This is a genomic window from Ruania alba (assembly GCF_900105765.1).
In the GTDB taxonomy this organism is placed as follows: domain Bacteria; phylum Actinomycetota; class Actinomycetes; order Actinomycetales; family Beutenbergiaceae; genus Ruania; species Ruania alba.
The window spans coordinates 336,590-356,368 of sequence record NZ_FNTX01000001.1; the positions used below are offsets into that span (position 1 = coordinate 336,590).

Below are 19,779 nucleotides of genomic sequence, written 5' to 3' on the forward strand. Positions count from 1 at the left end.
CGTGGAGCCGTCACCGGTGGGGCGCTGGTGGCAGACTGGGACGTGTGAACTACTACCCGGGACGCGCCGTCGTCGATCTCGACGCGATCCGTGACAACGTCACCGTGCTGCGCGAGCGCGCCCCGACCGCTCAGGTGATGGCCGTCGTCAAGGGGGATGCGTACGGGCATGGCCTGGTGCCGGCCGCACGAGCGGCGCTGCGCGGCGGCGCCACCTGGCTCGGTGCCGCTCAGGTGCCCGAGGCGCTCGCGCTGCGTGCCGCCGGGATCACGGCGCCGGTTCTCACCTGGCTGTACGGTCCCGGTGCCCCTCTGGCTCAGGTGCTCGAGGCGGGTATCGACATCTCCGCCCCGGCTCCGTGGGCACTGGCCGAGATCGCCGACGCCGCCCGGAGCACCGGTCGTACCGCGCGGGTGCACCTGAAGGTGGACACCGGACTGGCTCGTGGCGGCTCCTTCCTGGAGGACTGGACGGCGATGCTCACCAGAGCCGTGCAGCTCCAGGCCGACGGTGTGGTCTCGGTGGTCGGTGTCTGGTCCCACCTGGCTCGCGCCGACGAGGTGGACCACCCCAGCGTGCTCGAGCAGTTCGACGTCTTCGCCGAGGCCGTGCGCCGGGCCGAGGCTGCGGGTGCGGCCCTCGAGGTGCGGCACCTGGCCAACTCGGCCGCCACTATCGCCGTGCCGAAGGTGCACTACGACCTGGTCCGCCCGGGGATCGCCGTCTACGGGCTCTCCCCGATGCCCCTCACACATCCGTCGCCGCAGGTGGGCCTGGTGCCGGCGATGCGCCTGGAGGCGGACCTGCATGTGGTCAAGGATGCCGGACCCGGCCAGGGCGTCTCCTACGGCCACACCTACACCACGTCCTACCCGACCACCTTGGCCACCGTGCCCCTCGGGTACGCCGACGGCATTCCCCGGCGGGCCAGCAACGTCGCCCCGGTGCAGGTGGCCGGTCGTCAGGTGCGGATCGCCGGGCGGGTGTGCATGGACCAGTTCGTGCTGGATGTGCGTGACCTGTCGGTGGCGGCCGGCGACACGGCGGTCCTGTTCGGCAGTGGTTCTGACGGCGAGCCGACCGCGCAGGACTGGGCGGACGCCGTCGGGGGGATCAGCTACGAGATCGTGACGCAGATCGGCCCGCGGGTGCCGCGGGTGTACCGAGGAGAGGATGCATGACGGTGGAGACCAGCGTGAGCCTCCAGCTCACCGATGCCGAGGCCACCACGGCGTTCGGGCGACAGTTGGCCGGTGTGCTGCGGGCCGGTGACCTGGTGATCCTCACCGGTGACCTCGGCGCGGGTAAGACCACGCTCACTCAGGGCATCGGCGACGGGCTCGGGGTGCGCGGGCGAGTCGCCTCACCCACGTTCATCATCGCCCGCGAGCACCAACCGGTCGGCGCCGGGCCCGGTCTGATCCACGTGGACGCCTACCGGCTCACCTCGATCGCGGAGGTCGACGCCCTCGACCTGGACAGCTCGTTGGAGGAGTCGGTGACCGTGGTCGAGTGGGGTGCCGGCCTGGTCGAAGGGCTCGCGCAGGACCGGCTCGAGATCCACCTGGAGCGCCCTCGCGGTGGAACTGCGGCGGAGGCCGGTGAGGACCAGCCACGCCGCGTGCAACTGCGCCCGGTCGGGCAGCGGTGGACCGGGGTGGACCTCGGCGCGCTGGCGCCGCACGCGTAAAGTACCGCCCGTGATCACTCTCTGCCTGGACACCTCCGATGGTGCGGCCGTGGCGGTGCTGCGTGACGGCGCCACGTTAGCCGCCGCCCGCAGCACCGACCCGCGTCGTCACGTGGAGACGCTCACCCCGATGATCGTCGCCTGCCTCACCGAGGCCGAAGTGGCACCCGATGAGGTGACGGCCGTGGCGGTGGGCACCGGACCGGCGCCGTTCACCGGGCTGCGCGTGGGACTGGTGACCGCGCGCACCTTCGCCCTGGCGCGTGGGATCGAGGCGTACGGAGTGAGCTCGCTGGACGCCATCGCCGACGAGGCGCTCGAGCAGGCGGGCGAGGAGGTGCTGGTGGCCACGGACGCGCGCCGCCGGGAGGTGTACTGGGCTCGATACCGCCGATCTGCCGTCGGAGGGCTGGAACTGATGGCAGGCCCCGGTGTGGAGTCCGCCGACGTGGTGGCAGCCGAGCACAATGACCTCGTGGCGGCTGGTGCCGTGGTGGGTCGTGGCGTGGCCCTCTACCCCGACGTGCTCGCACCGGAGGCGATCGAGGAGGACCGCCTCCGCCGCGCGGCACTCACCGTCGACCCGGTCCGCCTCGGTGCATTGGCCGCCGAGCGTGCGGGGCAGGGCGCCGACCAGCCGACCGAGGCGCTCTACCTGCGCCGGCCCGACGTGCACGTGACTCCGGGCGCAGGCAGCAGCCGAGCGTCGTGACACGTCCGGGCGCGCTGAGCCTGCGGCCGCTCGCTCCCGCCGACCTGGACACGGTGATGGCGCTCGAGCCGGAGCTGTTCGGCCGCGGCGCCTGGAGCCGGGCGATCTACGACGACGAGCTCCGCCGGGCCGACCGGTACTACGTGGCGGCCACGGATGGGGGCCGGCTGGTCGGCTACGCCGGGCTTGCCACCGGCCCGGACGCGACGATCATGACGATCGGTGTGGCCCCTGGTCATCGTCGCCGTGGACATGCCGCCCGGATGCTCGCCGAACTGGTGGGGCAGGCGCGCTGCGTCGGAGCTGAGGCCCTCTTTCTCGAGGTGCGGGCCGACGACGAGGGCGCGCAGGCGTTGTACCGCGGGTTCGGGTTCATCCCGCTGGGAGTGCGCCGCGGCTACTACCAGCCCGAGGGCGCGGATGCGGTGGTGATGCGGTTACCGTTGAGCACGCGGCAGGGCCCCGGCCCGATCGGGTCCGAGATGATCGAGGAGGACACCCGCATGGCTGATCTCGACGTGCGCCACCGCGTGCTGGTTACGGCGACCGAGCTGCACGAGCTACTCGCTGGGCCTGAACGCCTGGTGGTGCTCGACGTGCGCTGGTCGCTCGCCGAGCCGGACGGGCGCAAGTTCTACATCGCCGGGCACATCCCGGGGGCACAGTTCGTGGACCTCGACCGCGACCTCGCCGGTCCGCCCTCCGGGGAAGCAGGCCGTCACCCACTGCCTGACCTGGCCGATCTGCAGATGGCCGCCCGGCGGTGGGGGATCGACGACGGTGACTCCGTGGTGGTCTACGACGACACCGGGGGAACGTCCGCCGCGCGTGCCTGGTGGCTGCTGCGCTGGGCGGGGCTGGAGGACGTGCGGATCCTGGACGGTGGCCTGCACGCATGGAGCGAGATCGGCGGCATCCTGGAGGACGGGGACGTCCTGGTCGAGCCCGGGACCGTGACCCTTTCCGCGGACCACATGCCGGTGGCGGACGCCGGCGACGCCGCATCCGCGCCCGCTCGTGGCGTCCTGCTGGACGCCCGGGCCCGGGAGCGCTACGCGGGTGAGACCGAGCCGGTGGACCCGCGTGCCGGGCATATTCCCGGTGCCGTCAGTGCACCTACGGCGGAGAACCTGGACGCGGAGCGCAGATTCCGGCCGAGCGAGCAGCTCACCGAGCGGTTCGCCTCCGTCGGTGTGCCCGAGGCAGACGATGTGGTCGTCTACTGCGGGTCCGGGGTGACCGCGGCGCACGAGGTCGCCGCGCTGGCAGCGATCGGCGTGCCGGCGCGCCTGTACACCGGGTCGTGGTCGCAGTGGTCGGCCGACGAAGCCCGACCGGTCGCCACGGGCCTGCAACCCGCCACCGACTGAGCTCCGGCTGCTGACTCCCTCCCGCAGGTCGCCGAACGCAACCCGGTGCGGCATCCGCCGGCTAGAACGCCGCACAAGGTTGCGTTCGGCGAGGGTGGGTGGGTGCTCGGGCGTAGGCTTGGTGGACATGGCAACAGAGCATGATGACGCCCCCATCGTCCTGGGCATCGAGACCTCCTGTGACGAGACCGGGATCGCCCTGGTCCGCGGACAGGAGCTGCTGGTCGACGTCACCGCTTCGTCGATGGATGAGCACGCCCGCTTCGGTGGGATCGTGCCGGAGGTGGCGAGCCGGGCGCACCTGGAGGCCTTCGGCCCGACCCTGACGGCCGCCGTCGAGCGGGCTGGACTCACCCTGGGCGATATCGATGCGGTGGCGGTGACCTCCGGACCGGGGCTGGTCGGTTCGCTCACCGTGGGGGTGGCCGCGGCGAAGTCCCTCGCGCTCGGCCTGGGCGTGCCGTTGTACGGGGTGAACCACATCCTCGGGCACGTGGCCGTGGACGTGCTCGTGGATGGCCCGTTCCCGGAAGAGTTCCTCGGCCTCGTGGTCTCCGGTGGGCACTCGAGCCTGTTGCACGTACGCGACATCGCCACCGACGTGGTCGAGCTCGGTCAGACCCTCGACGACGCCGCCGGTGAGGCCTTCGACAAGGTGGGCCGCCTGCTCGGCCTGCCGTACCCGGGCGGCCCGCACGTGGACAAGCTCGCCCAGCAAGGTGACCCAGAGGCGTTTGCCTTTCCCCGCGGGCTCTCCAAGCCGAAAGACCTCGCCGCACACGCCTACAACTTCTCCTTCTCCGGGCTGAAGACCGCTGTGGCACGGGTGGTGGAGGGGTTCACCGATCGCGGCGAGGAGGTGCCGGCCGCCGACGTCGCAGCCTCCTTCTCCGAGGCCGTCGCCGACGTGCTGGTCACCAAGACCCTCGCTGCCTGCGCCAAGCACGACGTGCGGTGCGTGGTGATCGGGGGCGGCTTCTCGGCGAACAGTCGGCTGCGTTCGCTCGCTACCGAACGGTTCGGTGACGCAGGTATCGAGGTGCGGATCCCCCCGATCCGCTACTGCACGGACAACGGCGCCATGATCGCCGCCCTCGGCTCGGCCGTGGTGACAGCCGGTCTGCCGCCCTCGGACTTCGCGATCACCATCGACTCCCAGATGCCCCTCACGCAGGTCCTGGCGACCGCATGAGGGGACTGACGACGGCGACCAGCAGGTCACGGCGACGTTCTCGCCTGACCGCACTGGCCGCCGTCGGGGCGCTCGCCTTGGCGGCATGCACCTCACCGAACGGGCCGGGGGAGGGGGACCCCACGCCGTCGGAGACGACGACGGCGGGCGAGGAGACCAGCGAACCTCCCGAGCTGACCCCGACGCCGAGCCCGACCGCCGAACCGCTCGCCTGGGGGCCCACCGAGGACGATGTGGCCGCTGCGATCGACATTGCCGCGGAGATGACGCCCGAAGAGGTGGCCGGGCAGGTGATCCTGGCTCGGTTCCCCGGCACCGACCCGGCCGACGCGGCGGCCGTGCTCAGCCGTGACCATCTCGCGGGTGTGGTGGTGTTCGGGGCGAACGTGGGCTCCGCCGAGCAGGTGGCCGACACGGCCGAGGCCGTGCAGGAGGCGCAGCGTGAGCTCGGCCGGGACTGGCCGGCGATCGTCTCGGTGGACAACGAGGGTGGACGGGTGCAGCGGCTCTCGGCTCAGGCCGGGGACTGGAGCTCGTTCCCGCCGTTCATGGCCGCCGGCGCCGCGGACGACGCCGAGGTGGTGAGTGCCGCCGCCGAGGCGATGGCCACCGAGCTGCGTGCCACCGGGGTCAACTACGACTTCGCCCCCGTGGCGGACGTGACCATCGGCGCGGCCGACCCGATCGTCGGGGATCGTGCACCCGCCGGGGACCCGGATCGCGCGGCCCGCGCGGTGGAAGCCGCCGTGCAGGGGTTCGCCGACGGGGCCGTGATCTCCAGCATCAAGCACTTCCCCGGGCACGGCTCGCTCACCGTGGACTCGCATGAGGCTCTCCCGGTGCAGGAAGCGAGCACGGCGCAACTGAGCGACCGTGACCTGGTGCCGTTCCAGGCAGGGATCGACGCCGGGGCGCCGACGGTGATGATGGGCCACATCGCGGTGGAGGCGTGGGACCCGGGCGTACCCGCATCGCTCTCGGCGGAGGCATACCGGGTGCTGCGCGAGGACCTGGGCTTCACGGGGGTGGCGATCACCGACGGGCTCGACATGGGGGCGCTCACGCAGAGCCGGACGGCTGACGAGATCGCGGTGGAGGCGCTCGCGGCGGGGGCGGACCTGCTGCTCGGCCCGACCGATGTGGCGGGCGCGCACCACGGGATCGTGACCGCGCTCCAGGACGGGTCGCTGGAGCGGGAGCGGGTGAACGAGGCGGCCGGTCGCGTGATCGCGCTGATGCAGTGGCAGGCTGCCGAGGCCGAGCGTGTGGGCGCGGTGGAGCTCGCGCAGTCCAGCTCGGGAGGCGAGGCATCGGCAGCGCTGAGCGCGGCAGCGGTGACCGTGGTGCAGGGGAGCTGCGAGGGCCCGCTCGCGGGTCCACGGATCCACGTGCGCGGTGGGACCGCGGACGACTGGGACGCGTTCGTGGATGCCGCGGAGGGCGAGGGCCTTCAGGTGGTGCCGTTGGAGCAGCCGGCGGATACCAGCGTGCGGCTGATCACCTCGGCCACACCCAGCGGGACGGGCGACGTGGCGGTCTCCCTGGACGCGCCGTGGCTGCTCACCGGGACCGATGCGCCCGTGCGGCTAGCGGCCTTCGGGCGGACGGCCGGGGCGTTCCAGGCGGTCGCGGCGGTGCTGGCCGGGGAAGCGTCGGCGCCCGGGAACCTGCCGGTCGAGGTGCGAGGGCTGGCCGCGACTGCCTGCTGAGGCGGTAGGGGCGCGCCCAAGGGTGGCGGTCGTCTCCGAGTTCGTCGATCTCGCGTGACTTCGTGGGTGCGCACCAACCACGTCATGCCCAACCGACGACGTCGCCGACGGCATTGGGTCCTCTGCCGAGCGCTCTTGCCGTATGCGGCATAGCCAGGTACCTTGTGGCGCATGGTACCTGGCGAGGAGAGCATCCTCACGAACCTGAGGCGCGGCGCGCTGGAGTATTGCGTGCTCGCCTCGCTGCGGGGTGGCGCCTCCTACGGTCGGGACATCGCTCGGCAGCTCACCGAGGACGGTGTGCTCGCGGGCGGGGAGGGCACGCTCTACCCGCTGCTCGCGCGGCTACGGAAGTCCGGCATGGTGGAGACCCGGTGGCAGGAGTCCACCTCCGGGCCGCCCCGCCGCTACTACACGGTCACACCCGACGGCGAACGCGCCCTGGACGTGTTCGTGCGGGCTTGGGAACCGTTCCGCACGGCCGTGGACACCACTGTGGGGAAGGGGACGTGATGACACCTGCGATCGAACGGACGCAGCGCTATCAAGATGACCTGGCCCGGTTGCTCGCCGCCCTGGAGCCGGCCGAGCGGGCGGAGGTGCTGGACTCGGTGCGCGAGCACATCGATGCCGCGCTCGCGGAGGTGGGGAACGAGCCCACCGAGGAAGACGTGAACCGCATCCTCTCCGAGCTCGGCTCGCCGGGGGCGGTCGCGGAGGCGGCGCTGGCGGAGCGGCCGGGACCGACGTCTCGTGGACCTGCGACGCCGGGTGCATTCGGTGGTACGTGGCGGGAGCAACTGATGCGGCGGTGGGTGCCACCCACCGTGACGATTGGGCTCTTTCTCGGCGGCCTTGTCTCGATTAGTCCTGCGGGATGGCTCCCGTTGGCTGCGCTGATCGCACTTCTGATCCTCTCCGGTCTGTGGACAGTCCCGGAGAAAGCGCTGGGCGCAATCGTCCCCGCCGTGGGGCTTCCGATGGCCACGATCGGAGTGCTCACCGGAACGGACCGGGTTCTGATTCCGGGGCTCGTGCTGCTGCCGGTAGCAATTGCCATCCTCATCGTCCTCGCCATCCGCGGCGGCCGCCGCGCCGCCCGGCACGCCCGCACCGTCGCGGCGACCACCCCCTCGGGAGAGAGCTCATGACTATGACCACCGACCGCACCGCCCGCTACCTGGTCGACCTCGCCCGCCTCCTCGACGGTATGGACCCTGCCGAGCGCGCGCCGAGGTTCTCGACTCGGTGCGTGAGCACATCGGTGCTGCGCTCGCGGAGGTGGGGAGCGGGGCCTCCGAGGAGGATGTGAACCGCATCCTGAGCGAGCTCGGCTCACCGGGGGCGGTCGCGGAGGCGGCTCTGGCGGAGCGGCCCACAGACAACGGGCACGGGATCAGCACCGCGCCGGATAGCCCTCCAGCCGGGGCCGTCGCCACCTCAAGGCGGGAACGGCTGCTGGGGCGTTGGGTGCCGCCCGTGGTCGCGATCGGACTGTTCATTCTCGGAGCGCTCTCACTCTTTCCGATGGGCTTGCTACCGTTGGCGGTCGTCGTGGCCCTGTTCATCGCGTCCGGCCTGTGGACTCCGCTGGAGAAGGTGCTGGGCGCTGCGGTAGCGCCGATCGGGTTGGCGAGCACCACGTTCTACGCGCTCACCGGGCGGTTCGAGTTGGCTCCGGTTCTTGGCCTGATCGCGCTCATCATCCTGTTCATCCTCGCCATCCGCGGCGGCCGCCGTGCCGCCCAGCACGCCCGCACCGTCGCGGCGACCACCACCTCGGGAGAGAGGGCATAACCAGGGTCCTCGACCGCACCAGCCCCTACCTGGACGACCTCGCCCGCCTCCTCGAGGCATGGACTACCGCTGCCGACCGGAGCCTCCGCGGGATCTGTCGCGCGGCGGCCTGGCCGCCAGCCTGAGCAGTCAGACCGCGACGAGGAACGTCAGGTCCGAGTGCGGCTCCACGATCAGCGGGGTCAGGTCCTCGTTGAACACCCGCCCTTCCTCGGTGTCGAGGTGTGCCTGGAATACGGCCTCGTCGCGGTAGATCTCGTAGACGAAGAACTTCTCCGGCACCTCTCGCAGCCGTGAGACGTCGAAGACCACGTTCCCCGGCTCGGTCCGGACGAACTCCCCGTACTCGCGAATCAGGTCGGCCACCCGGTCCGCTTCGCCCGGCCGGGCCGTGAAGGTCGCGGTCAGGATCACGCGCTCGTCGCTCATCGTCGGCTCCTCGTCATTGCGTCGACACTACTGTTCAGGCTGGGTCCAGCGGGCGGCCGGCGTGGAACTCGCGCACCAGGTGCCCCACCACCGGCGCCAGGTCGCCAGGTGCCGACGCCGCCGCGATCATCCGTTGCCGTGCCGCGGACCCACCGGTGCGGATGATCTCCCGCACCCCGTCCAGCGCAACCTCGCAGCCCAGGTCCGCGGCGATCGGGGCCAGGTCCGCGAGCACGGCCTCGAGCGCGTCGGTCACCAGTTCCTCGTTGCCCGCCTCGTCCAGGATGATGATCGCCTCCATCCCGTACCGGGCCGAACGCCACTTGTTCTCCGCCAGGAACCACGCCGGCATCTGTGGCAGCGGCTCACCGGCATCGATCATCCGGGAGAACTTCTCCACCAGGCAATGGGTGAGCGCCGCCACCGCGGAGAGCTCCAACGCGTTCGAGATGCCGTCGCAGATGCGCATCTCCAGGGTGCCGAACTTCGGTGAGGGACGCAGGTCCCATCGCACCTCGTCGAAGTCGTCGATCACGCCGGTGAGCAGCATGTCGTCCACATAGTGCTCGAGGTCCGCCCAGGTGCGCACGGTCGTGAACGGAAGCCCCGCCGTCGGGAGCTGTTGAAAAAGCAGCGCGCGGTTGGAGGCGTATCCGGTGTCCCGCCCGTCCCAGAACGGCGACGACGCCGAGAGGGAGAGCAGGTGCGGGTAGTACGAGAGCAGCGCCCCGAGGATGGGCAGCACCTTCTCCCGGCTCTCGATCCCCACGTGCACGTGCACCCCGTAGATGAGCATCTGCCGCCCCCACCACTGGGTGCGGTCGATCAGGGTGGCGTAGCGCTCCTTGTCGGTGACCTTCTGCGAGCCCCAGTGCCCGAACGGGTGCGTGCCCGCGCACATCAGCTCCACCCGGAGCGGGTCGGCGACCTCCCGTACCAGGGCGGTACTGCGAGCCAGGTCTGCCATCGCCTCCGGCACGGTCCGGCACACTCCGGAGACGATCTCCACCGTGTTCAGCAGCAGCTCCTGGCGGATCGTCGGGTGCTGCGACCCGTCCGCCGGGGCCACCGCGTCCAGCACCGTCTGGGCCACCTGACGCAGGTCCCCGGTATCGGTGTCCACCAGCGCGAGCTCCCACTCGATGCCGAGCGTGGAGCGTGCGGAGGGGGAGAAGTCGATCGTCACCCGGTCATCTTTCCATCGCGAGGGCCTCGCGTCGCCCGTTACAGCGGGTCGACTACGAGCACGCTCTGCTTTCCGCGCAACCGGGTGAGCACGATGGTCGCCTCGTTCTCCCCGCGGAGGGCCAGCTGCTGTCGCAGCTGGTCCGGCACGACGGCGGTGCCTCGCTTCTTGATGGTCAGTCGCCCCACGTTGCGGGTGCGCAGGTAGGCCCGCAGCCGCTTCAGACCGAAGTCGAAGGAGTCCAGCACCCGATATCCGACGGCGAACGGGGTGCTCCGGTGCGTCGGTGTGGTGATGTAGGCGATCGACTCGTCCACGAGGGTGCCCTCGAGCTGCTCGGCCACCCGCGCCACCAGGCCCGAACGGATCACGGCACCGTCCGGCTCATACAGGTAGGCGCCGAGATCGCCGGCCGGAGCCTGAGCAGCGCGCGCATCGGCGTCACCGGGGGCGGCGACGGTGTGCGCCTGCCCGCCGGCCAGCAGCAGGGCGCTGCGGCCTGGGCCCTCCGGGGCCAGTGCGCCGAACCACAGACCGGCCTCCACCACGGCGCCGTCCACGCTCACCCACTGCGCGTGCGTCTCGGAGGGGAGTGCGGTGTACGGGATGCCGGGACCGACCTTCAGGCCGAGATTCGGCACCTGGGTGCGCAGCCCCAGCAACGTGTCCAGGTCGGGCGAGTACGCCCGCGGGTCGAACACCCGGGTGCCGGACCGGGTGCGCCGCGCCGGGTCCGCGAACACCGCATCCACACCCTCGGCGTGCGGGTCGAACGTCGCTGCATCTCCCAGGCGCACCTGTGCCTGGTCGAAGGCGCGCAGGTTCACCGTGGCGAGCGCCGCCGTCTCCTCCTCCAGCTCGAGGGCCAGCACTCGCAGTCCAAGGCCGGCCATCGCCATCGCGTCACCACCGAGACCGCACCCCAGGTCGGCCACGTAGCTCACGCCGGCCTCGGCGTACCGGCGGGCGTGCCGTGCGGCCACCACCAACCGGGTGGCCTGCTCCAGGCCGGCGTCAGTGAACAGCATCTCGTCGGCGAACTCACCGAACTTCGCGCGTGCCTTGGTGCGCAGGCGACTCTGCGTGAGGGCACCGGAGACGAGGTCCGGATCGAGGCCGCGGGCGCGTAGCCCCTCGGCCAGCTGCAAGGCCTGCTTCTCCTCGTACGGGGGAAGCTGGGCAAGGAGCATCCACCCTTCGGGGGAGAGCAGCTGGGCGAGAGTTCGGCGGTCCACCAGACGATCCTGTCACGGGCACTGGGGACCTCAGCCCATCGTGTCCCCTCGCTCGAGCGCGCCAAAGCCGCTAGCGTGCGCGCTGTGAGCACTCAACCGCCGAATCAGTCAGGACCGGGTCACCATCCCGAGGGCCAGCCGCCGCAGCCAGCTCCCGGACAGTACCCACCGCAGCAGGGCTACCCGCAGCAGGGGCCGCCGCAGCAGGGTCAGTACCCCCAGGGCCCACCGCAGCAGGGTCAGTACCCCCAACAACCGGGCCAGATGCCGCAGGGTCCGCCGCAGCAGGCCCCGCAGCCCCAGCAGCCCCCGCAGCACCAGGGACAGCACCCCCAGCAGCCGGTCCAGCAGGGACTGCCTCGGCAGTACCACGCGAACTACGGCGGTGCCCCGAACCCCGGTCAGTCCGCGTACGGTGTGCAGGCGGCACCGGCGCCGGTGTCGGTGTCTCCGCCGTCGGCCCAGTACGCTCCGGCGGCCCAGCAGCCGTGGGGACGGCAGGCCCAGCAGCCTCGGCGGAAGCGTCGGGTCGTCTTCGAGATCATCCTGCTCTCGCTCGGCACTCTCGGCGTGCTCTCCATCGTGGCGTTGATGGCGCTCGGTATGGGCGTGGGCAGCATTGTGGTCGCCACCTTCCTCTCCCTCATCCCCCTCGCCATCGTCGGCTTCGCTGTGCTCTGGGTGGACCGCTGGGAACCCGAACCACGGTTGTTGATGGCCGCCGCGTTCGTCTGGGGCGGCGGTATCTCGGTCTGGCTCGCCAGCCTGATGAACGCTCCGTTCGGCCTCTTCCTGGGTGGGATATTCGCCCCGTCGATGGCGCCGGAGCTGATGCCGGCCATCTTCGGCGCCCCCATCATCGAGGAGGCGTGGAAGGGCCTCGGCGTGCTGCTGATCTTCCTGATCCGGCGCCGGCACTTCAACGGCCCCGTGGACGGGATCGTCTACGCCGCCGTGGTCGCCGCCGCTTTCGCCTTCGTGGAGAACATCCAGTACCTCGGCGGCGCCGGTGATGGTGTGGCGTTCACCTTCGTGCTGCGCGGCCTGGCCTCGCCGTTCGGCCACTTGATCTACACGGCATGCATCGGCGTGGCCCTCGGCGTCGCCTCCCGGCACAAGAGCAAGCTGGCATGGCTGTGGCTGATGCCGCTCGGCTACATCGGCGCCGTGGCTCTGCACATGGCGTGGAACGGGTTCGCCAGCTTCGCCGATGGCCTGGGTGGTCTGGTGGCACTGTTCGTCTTCGTGAACTGGCTGCCGCTGGTCGTGTGGGCGATCATCCTGGTCTGGTTGCGCAAGAACGAGGTCAAGCTCGTCGGCGAACGGCTCAGCGAGTACGTGCCGTCCGGGTGGCTGGTGCCGCAGGAGGTGACCATGCTGACCTCGATGCAGGGACGCCGCCAGGCGAAGACCTGGGCGGCGCGTGGCGGTCCGGCCGCGGCCACTGCGATGAAGAAGTTCCAGAAGGCCGCAGTAGCGCTGGCCTACGCCCGGCAGGATCTGTACACCGGGCACACCGGGATCCGTGCCCGGCAGGACGAGTTGGCGCTGCTGGAGCAGATCGGGCAGACCCGCGCACAGTTCAAGTCTGCTCTTGGAGTATGACGTTCGCGACCCGACCAACGGGCCAGATTTCGGGCGTAAGGACCGGACTTGTGGCTGCTACCGATGCTACGGGCCCCTGGGTGCTCGCCGCGCTGTTCTGACGGCGTGGTATGCGCTCGCCACCCGTGTGCCGGGCGTCCTGAGTCGCTCGTGATCGGCCAGGTCCGCTGGTGATTGTGACGGCGCTGACTGTGACGGCGCGCGTGAGTGGGTAGACCGGGGGAGGTGGGGCCGTGGTTCCTACTGGCAGGCGCGTTCTTGTGGAGGGGTGGTGGCAACGGTACCCGTCCATCCTCTGGTCGGCCGAGTGATCGACTCGGTCGTGCAAATAGTGGAGGTTCTCGCCGACCTTGTTGGTGAGGCGGTCGCCTGTCCAGTACTTCCGCGTTCCCGTGTTGGCCGGGGATTCTCAGATTCGTGTCGTGTTCTGCAAGATCGTCATCGTCGGGTTGGGAGTTGCATGCGTTCGATGTCGTCCAACTGGTTCCGGAGTTTGGCGTCGGCCTCGGCAGCCTTGATCGCCCGGGTGAGGTTGGGTCGGTCCGTGTGTAGCGAACGGGCGAGTTCGGCGATCGACACGTCGGCATCGGTGTCAGGGCTGGTGTGTTCATGCATGCGCGCTTGCGCGGCAAGGCCGAACTTCAGGGACGCGCGTGCCTGATCGAGTTGCGCCTGAGCCGCTTCGCGCATCAGCCATGCCTGCACGATGTTCGGCGTGAGCGGTTCGAGCGGTGCGGTGTCGGGTATCGAGATGCCGGCGGCCAGGTTCTCGTCGGTGGAGCCAAATTCGTTCGCGAGTTGGTTGACCCACCTCGCGTAGGTCGAGTACGCGTCGAGCACGTTGTACGTGTGGGTTCGCTCGAGAGTGCCGTCTGCAAGCGTGCGGATGATCTTCGATTCCTTGGCGCCAACCTCTTCAGGGATCAGCGCGACGATTCGTTCACGCCAGCCTGCGAACCGCTCCGCTCCGCCGTTGGTGAGGCTCTGTGATAGGAACAGCCGCACAGCGTCGTCGGCGGTCGCATCTTCGTCGTTGGTGTCGAACAGGTAAACGCGAGGTGTTCCCGCTGACTCCCACCCGTAGTCGTCTGCTACTCGGATCGCGCCTCCGTACAGGACGTGCTCGCCCGTGGATGTCTTCCACGCCAGGACGCGCCCTTGTCGGGATATGAAGCCAGTGGTGACTTTGGTGCCAGTGTCGGATTCAGTCCGGGCAAGTGCGATGACCTCGGCTGGCTCCTCCACCTCAACGGCATGGCGGAGGGCGAGCACAGCATCCAATCGAGAGTGTGTCATGAGTACACACTACACTTGGAGGCTGCGCACGGGTCAGGTCAGCAAGTTCCCACAAGGCGACCCACCCGTCGGTCATCGCGACGTTGCTGACAGACATCGATCATGCAAAGCGCGGTGGTGGGGCCGAGTGCCTACGCGATGATCACAACGCCGGGACTGGTCGCGGGCACCGGCCTGGGACGCGCCGTTCGGCGATGCCCCACGCTGCTCGGCTGAGTGGTCCCACCGCTTCGGACGCTCATGCGCCTGTGCCTCTGCGCGCGCCCGATGCCGCCCATGCTTCTGCGGCAGCGCGTTCGTTCGGCTCGCAAATCGTTCTCGCGTGCCGAGGCACGACCCGCGGGCGCCGATCGCTGAGATCACCCGCCATCTATCCATCCACCGGGACCGGGTCGAGAAGGTGCTGACCGCGCTGTCCTACCTGGACGGCGCTGTGCTCGCTCGGCAGATTCAGGCGCCGGTGCGGTTCTCGTGGCACTCACGAACGAGGTCGAGCTGCTCGCGACCGTCTCGCCGCCTTCAAAGCGATGCCCGCCGACGAGGAGATCGTGGTACGGCTTCAACGGGGACGAAGGGGAGCGTTCCGTCAGTGGCACTGCCAGGTGGAGTGACTGCGCGCCCGCTGGTTCGGGTCAGAGGGCGCGGAACCGCACCGTGAGCGTGCGTGCCTCGGGGCGCAGCATCGCCGGCGGCCACACGTCCGGCCCGCACGCCCGGGACCCCAGCCCGTGCTGCGCGGCGTCGAGGTACAGGTGGTGCGCCGTCGGAGTGGGCAGCTCGTGCGGGTGTGCCGCCCGGCTGACCTCGTGGGCGCTGTGCCGGCTGAGCACGAAGCCGGGGCGGCGGCCCCGCACGTCGGCGTCCGCGCTCACCTGCAGCCAGTCCGCACCGCCACGGCGCAGCACCAGCTCCCGCAGCCCGCTGCGGTGGCCCGACTCCTGCGGCCGTGCGTAGCTCACCGTCAGGTCGTCGATGTCGGCACTGAACCGGCCCAGCCACGGCGACGTGATGGTGTCCGGATAGGAGTCGTGCGGGCCGAGCCCGAACCAGGACGCCCCGTCCACATCGGTGGGCAGCTCCAGGTGCAGGCCGATCCGGGGCCAGGCGTACTCCCAGTGCGTGTTCGGCGTCATGCTCACCCGCAGCACCGCCTCGACCACCCCGTCGGCGGCCCGCTCGGTGGTCCACCGCTCGGTCACGTCGATCGCGGCCCGGCTCTGTGCGGCGGACACCCGCCGCTGCACCACGGTCTGCGCATCGTCGCCGGAGACGTCGATCACGCGACGCACCAGTCGATCCAGCCCTGCCCCGCGCCACTGGTCGGCCGACGACGGCGCCCGGTGCAGGTTCGTGAAGTCCTGCGGGTCACCCTCGTCGTAGCTGGGAAACTCGCCGCCCTCGTCGTTGTCGGTGGGGGCGCGCCACAGTTCCACCTCCGGCCCGCGCACCGGTGCCCCGGCCAATGTGGTCAGGGTCGGCCCGTCCAGGACGGCGGGAGAGCCGTCATTCCCGACGGCGGAGCTCACCCGAGCAGGAGCGGCACCGAAGGTGCCGACAGCGCTCACAGAGTCCACCTGCCACTGGGCCCGGGCCACCACATGTCCGGCCGGTGCCCACGGGGTCTGCTCACGCAGCACCACGGCCACGGTGACGCACCGCTCAGTGCCGGGCTCCGCCGTCGGGAGCTCGGAGAACAGGCGCACCGCGCCAGTGCCACCGGCGGGGATGGGGGCGCCGGACTCATCGGCCAGGGCGACCCGCCCCTCGGCCGCCGGGCGACCGTCGTGGTCCACGCTCCACAGGACGTCCAGGTCGGAGGTGTCGGCCACGAAGCGACGGCTGCGCACCACGGCCACGCCGTCGGTGGCCGGGGAGATGAGCACCGGGGCCTCGACCGCGGCGAACTCGATCAGACCCGGGGAGGGGGTCCCGTCGGAGAGGACCATCCCGTCCATGATGAAGTTGCCGTCGTGCACGACCTCGCCGAAGTCGCCGCCGTACCCGAAGTACTCGGTGCCGTCGGCAGTCGTCGTGCGGATCCCGTGGTCGCGCCATTCCCAGATGAAGCCGCCGTGCAGGCGCGGGTGGCGGTCCACCAGCTCCCGGTACTCGAGAAGGCCGCCGGGGCCGTTGCCCATGGCGTGCGCGTACTCGCACTGCAGGAACGGCTTGCTGCGCTGGCGCGCGCTCTCCGCGGCGGAACAGGCGAGCAGGGGTGTGGTGTCGTCGTCGCTGCCGATCGACGCGGTCTCCGGTGCGGTGGCGTACATCCGGGAGTACACGTCGGTGTAGACCCCCTGGTAGTCGCCCTCGTAGTGCACCGGGCGGCTCGGGTCGCGCCCGTGCACCCACTCGGCCATCGCAGCCAGGTTGGTGCCCGTGTGCGCCTCGTTGCCGAGCGACCACATCACGATGCTCGGGTGGTTCTTGTCCCGCTCGAGGGTGCGCTCCATCCGGTCCAGGTAGGCCTCCCGCCAACGCAGATCGTCGCTGGGGTTGTCCACCCAGTCGCCCTGGTGGAACCCGTGCGTCTCCAGGTCGCACTCCAGGATCACCCAGAAGCCCAGCTCGTCGGCCAGGTCGAGCAGGCGCGGGTGCGGCGGGTAGTGGCTGGTGCGGATCGCGTTGACGTTGTGCTGCTTCATCTGCACGAGGTCCGCATGGGCGAACTCCTCGTCGAAGACGCGCCCGCGGTCGGGGTGCGTCTCGTGCCGGTTCACCCCGGAGAAGGTGACCTGACGGCCGTTCACCAGGAATCGGTCGCCGTCGATCTGCACGCGACGGAAACCGGTGCGCAGGGAGAGAGTCTCGGCGGTGGAGGAGACGGTGACGTCGTACAGGGTCGGGGCCTCGGGTGACCACGGCTGCACCTGGTCGATCGCCACGGGGGCGACCTCCTCGGGCGCGGCCCACGTGACGTCGACACCCAGCTCGGGGACCTGCAGGCGCACCGGGAAGGCACCCGGCTCCGCCCGGACCTCGGGCACCAGGGTGCCTGCCCCGGAGGCCGGCTCGTAATCACCGGTGAGCCAGACGTCCTCGAGCGCCCCGGCCGGCCGGTGCAGCAGGGTGACGTCGCGGAAGATTCCGGGCAGCCACCACTGGTCCTGGTCCTCGAGATAGCTGGCAGCCGACCACTGAGTCACCCGGACGGCGATCGTGTTCGCACCCGCTGAGACCACGTCGGTCACATCCAGCTCGTGCGCGAGCCGACTGCCGGAGAAAGTGCCTACCTCGTGGCCGTTCACCCACACCTGCGCGAAGGACTCCACGCCGTCGAAGCGCAGCAGCACCCGGCCGGACTCGCGCCAGGGTGCCGGGACCTCGACGGTGCGCCGGTAGTCCCCGGTCGGGTTCTCGTCGGGCACGAAGGGCGGGTCCACCGGGAACGGGTACTGCACGTTCGTGTAGATCGGTGCCCCGTACCGGAAGTCCTCGGCCAGCACCCAGTGCGAGGGCACGGCGAGCCGGTCCCACCCGGTGGCGTCGAAGTCCGGGGCGGCGAACGCCGTCGGGCTTTCCTCGCCCAGCACCCCATGGCCACCCGGCGTTCCCGGGACGGCGGGGGAGAGACGGAACTGCCAGTCGCCGGCGAGGTCGATCCGGGGGGCGTCACTGGTGACCCACGATCGTGCCGCCTGCACGGCTCCGGAGGCGGGGGCGAAAGACAGGTGCGGGTGGTTCACAGCGGGGCTCCTCGAGGTGTGCGTGGCGACTCCGCGACGACGCTAACACAAACCCGATCAAGCGTTCGAGATTCATTCGGTAGCCTGAAGGGGTCCACGCAGCCAGGCGACGAGGAGGCCCACGTGCCGGAACCGAGCGCGCTCGACCCTGCGGCACAAGCGGGTGGACCCGGCATCGAGCACGGCGCCGGCCGAGGTCGCCGCGGGCCGTACCGCAAGTCCGCCGAGCGGCGCCGGCGGATCGTGGATGCAGCGGTCGAGGTGTTCTCCGAGCAGGGGTACCGGGGTGCCACGATCCGCACGATCGCGGCGCGAGCGGGGATCAGCCCGTCCAGCCTGCTGCACTTCTATGCCACCAAGAACGAGCTGCTGTGGGCCACGATGACCCACCGGGACTCGGTACGTTTCACCGGACCGGAGCACTCCTTTCCCGATCGGGTGGTGGGTCAGGCGATCGCGAACGAGGATGTGCCGCACCTGGTGCGTCTCTACGGGGTGCTGACCGCCGAGGCGGCCACCCAGGACCATCCGGCTCGCGGCTACTTCGCGGGGCGGTTCGCCGTGCTCCGCGGGCAGTACGCCGACGAGTTCGAGGCGCTCGCCGACGCGGGCCTGCTCCGCCCGGACGTGGATCCTGCGGTGGCCGCAGTGACCGTGGTGGCGCTCTGGGACGGCGTGCAGCTCCAGGCGCTGTACGACCCCGAGGTGATCCGGGCAGCGGACGTGCTGCGCGACTACTTCCGCCTGGTGCTCACCGATCCCGGCGTGCTGGCCACCCCGGACCAGCTCGGTCGCTGGTGGCAAGAACGCCGGCCGAGCGGCGCTGATGTCATCGCCGACGGCGACACGAACGAGACGCTTTAGCACTCACCTTGACCGAGTGCTAATCCGTGCCTAGATTAGTCCCTGAGGTTCCTCCCTCGTGGAGGAGCGTTCACCCACGTGCTGTGGTGCATGCCCGACCCCCGCGACGGCGGACGGCACCGAGGCCGGGGGAGACCCTTGTCATTGTTCACCACTCATGCGAAGGGGAGGTCCGCAGTGTCGGTCTCCATCAAGCCGCTCGAGGACCGGATCGTCGTCAAGACGCTCGAGGCCGAGCAGACCACCGCGTCCGGGCTCGTTATCCCGGACTCTGCCAAGGAGAAGCCGCAGGAAGGCGAGGTCCTGGCCATCGGCCCGGGTCGCGTCGACGACAACGGCAACCGTGTGCCGCTGGACGTTGCTGTCGGTGACGTTGTCATCTACAGCAAGTACGGAGGCACCGAGGTCAAGTACGCCGGCGATGAGTACCTCATCCTCTCGGCGCGCGACATCCTCGCGGTTGTCGACAAGTGATTCACGCCTGAAGGCATGACGAAGGCCCCGGTCCCTGCGTGGGACCGGGGCCTTCGTCATGTGCCGGGCGTCTCGCCATGCTGGTCAGCTGGCCGCCGGAGTCTGCTGAGCCAGGATCGCGGTGCGCTCGTCCTCGGAGAGTCCTCCCCACACCCCGTACGGTTCGCGTACCCGCAAGGCGTGCTCGCGGCACTGCTGAATGACGGGGCACCGGGCGCAGACCGCCTTGGCGTTGGCGTCACGCCGACGCCGCGATGCGCCCCGCTCGCCCTCCGGATGGAAGAACTGTTCGTCGCCGGTCTCCCGGCAGGCGCCTTCGTACTGCCAGTCCCAGAGGTCCATGATCGGCCCCGGGAGCCTTGAGAGTTCGGCCATGGTGCCCACCCTTCTGTTCGTCTGTCGTCGGCCGCTCCCTGCGGCGGTCGGCGATTCCGCTGTCGCCGCGATGCCCTCCCCTGAGTCGTCACCGTGGCGATCTGTGTTCAACCTACAAGCGTTTCAGAAGTTGTTCAAGACCCGGTCAGAAACTGGTGG

At 70.3% G+C, this 19,779-nt stretch carries 19 protein-coding genes and 1 pseudogene; 13 read left to right on the forward strand and 7 right to left on the reverse strand.

Annotation, left to right across the window (positions count from 1 at the left end; all coding sequences use genetic code 11):
- Window positions 1-44 precede the first annotated feature (44 nt).
- From alr to BLU77_RS01590, 9 genes are all read left to right on the forward strand, one after another.
- Complete coding sequence (alr, locus tag BLU77_RS01550; protein WP_089771385.1) at window positions 45-1,181, forward strand: alanine racemase; 1,137 nt, start codon at window positions 45-47, stop codon at window positions 1,179-1,181.
- The gene (gene tsaE, locus BLU77_RS01555) at window positions 1,178-1,690 is read left to right on the forward strand and encodes a tRNA (adenosine(37)-N6)-threonylcarbamoyltransferase complex ATPase subunit type 1 TsaE (RefSeq protein ID WP_089771386.1); all 513 of its coding nucleotides are present in this window, start codon (window positions 1,178-1,180) and stop codon (window positions 1,688-1,690) included. The genes alr and tsaE overlap by 4 nt, the downstream gene beginning before the upstream one ends.
- Before the next feature lie 10 nt (window positions 1,691-1,700).
- Window positions 1,701-2,402 carry a tRNA (adenosine(37)-N6)-threonylcarbamoyltransferase complex dimerization subunit type 1 TsaB gene (gene tsaB, locus BLU77_RS01560; protein ID WP_089771387.1) on the forward strand — a complete coding sequence of 234 codons (702 nt, stop codon included), beginning with the start codon at window positions 1,701-1,703 and terminating at the stop codon, window positions 2,400-2,402.
- The gene (rimI, locus tag BLU77_RS22995) at window positions 2,399-3,772 is read left to right on the forward strand and encodes a ribosomal protein S18-alanine N-acetyltransferase (protein ID WP_089771388.1); all 1,374 of its coding nucleotides are present in this window, start codon (window positions 2,399-2,401) and stop codon (window positions 3,770-3,772) included. The genes tsaB and rimI overlap by 4 nt, the downstream gene beginning before the upstream one ends.
- A 127-nt stretch (window positions 3,773-3,899) precedes the next feature.
- Entirely contained in the window at window positions 3,900-4,964 is a 1,065-nt protein-coding gene (gene tsaD / locus BLU77_RS01570) for a tRNA (adenosine(37)-N6)-threonylcarbamoyltransferase complex transferase subunit TsaD (RefSeq protein WP_089771389.1), read from the forward strand.
- Window positions 4,961-6,673 carry a glycoside hydrolase family 3 N-terminal domain-containing protein gene (locus BLU77_RS01575; protein ID WP_089771390.1) on the forward strand — a complete coding sequence of 571 codons (1,713 nt, stop codon included), beginning with the start codon at window positions 4,961-4,963 and terminating at the stop codon, window positions 6,671-6,673. The genes tsaD and BLU77_RS01575 overlap by 4 nt, the downstream gene beginning before the upstream one ends.
- Before the next feature lie 171 nt (window positions 6,674-6,844).
- On the forward strand, window positions 6,845-7,186 hold the full coding sequence (locus BLU77_RS01580) for a PadR family transcriptional regulator (protein ID WP_089771391.1): 342 nt from the start codon (window positions 6,845-6,847) through the stop codon (window positions 7,184-7,186).
- On the forward strand, window positions 7,186-7,824 hold the full coding sequence (locus BLU77_RS01585; RefSeq protein ID WP_089771392.1) for an HAAS signaling domain-containing protein: 639 nt from the start codon (window positions 7,186-7,188) through the stop codon (window positions 7,822-7,824). The genes BLU77_RS01580 and BLU77_RS01585 overlap by 1 nt, the downstream gene beginning before the upstream one ends.
- A gap of 97 nt (window positions 7,825-7,921) precedes the next feature.
- The gene (locus BLU77_RS01590; protein WP_089771393.1) at window positions 7,922-8,470 is read left to right on the forward strand and encodes a hypothetical protein; all 549 of its coding nucleotides are present in this window, start codon (window positions 7,922-7,924) and stop codon (window positions 8,468-8,470) included.
- Between the two features lie 129 nt (window positions 8,471-8,599).
- On the opposite strand, the gene BLU77_RS01595 is transcribed toward BLU77_RS01590, so the two are convergent.
- The 4 genes from BLU77_RS01595 to BLU77_RS21945 form a co-directional block, all read right to left on the reverse strand.
- Window positions 8,600-8,899, reverse strand: coding sequence for a putative quinol monooxygenase (locus tag BLU77_RS01595; protein ID WP_089771394.1), 300 nt, complete (start codon window positions 8,897-8,899; stop codon window positions 8,600-8,602).
- Window positions 8,900-8,933: 34 nt separating this feature from the next.
- Window positions 8,934-10,085 (reverse strand): glutamate--cysteine ligase, encoded by a 1,152-nt coding sequence (locus BLU77_RS01600; protein WP_089771395.1) that lies wholly within the window; start codon window positions 10,083-10,085, stop codon window positions 8,934-8,936.
- 38 nt (window positions 10,086-10,123) lie between these two features.
- On the reverse strand, window positions 10,124-11,320 hold the full coding sequence (locus BLU77_RS01605) for a class I SAM-dependent methyltransferase (RefSeq protein WP_089771396.1): 1,197 nt from the start codon (window positions 11,318-11,320) through the stop codon (window positions 10,124-10,126).
- 108 nt (window positions 11,321-11,428) lie between these two features.
- Entirely contained in the window at window positions 11,429-11,692 is a 264-nt protein-coding gene (locus tag BLU77_RS21945; protein WP_175476899.1) for a hypothetical protein, read from the reverse strand.
- 72 nt (window positions 11,693-11,764) lie between these two features.
- Here BLU77_RS21945 and BLU77_RS01615 point away from each other — a divergent pair, with 72 nt between their 5' ends.
- Window positions 11,765-12,925 (forward strand): PrsW family intramembrane metalloprotease, encoded by a 1,161-nt coding sequence (locus tag BLU77_RS01615; protein ID WP_175476900.1) that lies wholly within the window; start codon window positions 11,765-11,767, stop codon window positions 12,923-12,925.
- A gap of 438 nt (window positions 12,926-13,363) precedes the next feature.
- Here the strand turns inward: BLU77_RS01615 and BLU77_RS01620 are convergent, their stop codons facing one another.
- Window positions 13,364-14,221 carry a hypothetical protein gene (locus tag BLU77_RS01620; RefSeq protein ID WP_139177519.1) on the reverse strand — a complete coding sequence of 286 codons (858 nt, stop codon included), beginning with the start codon at window positions 14,219-14,221 and terminating at the stop codon, window positions 13,364-13,366.
- Between the two features lie 256 nt (window positions 14,222-14,477).
- Here BLU77_RS01620 and BLU77_RS23140 point away from each other — a divergent pair.
- Window positions 14,478-14,879 (forward strand): annotated as a pseudogene (locus tag BLU77_RS23140) (acetylxylan esterase); the annotation flags it as partial.
- Here BLU77_RS23140 and BLU77_RS01625 read toward each other — a convergent pair.
- Window positions 14,854-17,907 (reverse strand): glycoside hydrolase family 2 TIM barrel-domain containing protein, encoded by a 3,054-nt coding sequence (locus BLU77_RS01625; RefSeq protein WP_089771400.1) that lies wholly within the window; start codon window positions 17,905-17,907, stop codon window positions 14,854-14,856. The pseudogene BLU77_RS23140 and the gene BLU77_RS01625 overlap by 26 nt on opposite strands.
- 123 nt (window positions 17,908-18,030) lie before the next feature.
- Between BLU77_RS01625 and BLU77_RS21680 the strand changes: the two genes are divergently transcribed.
- Both BLU77_RS21680 and groES read left to right on the forward strand, forming a co-directional pair.
- Window positions 18,031-18,771 (forward strand): TetR/AcrR family transcriptional regulator, encoded by a 741-nt coding sequence (locus BLU77_RS21680; RefSeq protein ID WP_175476901.1) that lies wholly within the window; start codon window positions 18,031-18,033, stop codon window positions 18,769-18,771.
- Between the two features lie 177 nt (window positions 18,772-18,948).
- A complete protein-coding gene (groES, locus tag BLU77_RS01640; RefSeq protein ID WP_089771401.1) occupies window positions 18,949-19,245 on the forward strand; it encodes a co-chaperone GroES in 297 nt (98 codons plus the stop codon).
- 84 nt (window positions 19,246-19,329) lie between these two features.
- Here the strand turns inward: groES and BLU77_RS01645 are convergent, their stop codons facing one another.
- Window positions 19,330-19,620 (reverse strand): WhiB family transcriptional regulator, encoded by a 291-nt coding sequence (locus BLU77_RS01645; RefSeq protein ID WP_089772902.1) that lies wholly within the window; start codon window positions 19,618-19,620, stop codon window positions 19,330-19,332.
- Window positions 19,621-19,779: the final 159 nt, after the last annotated feature.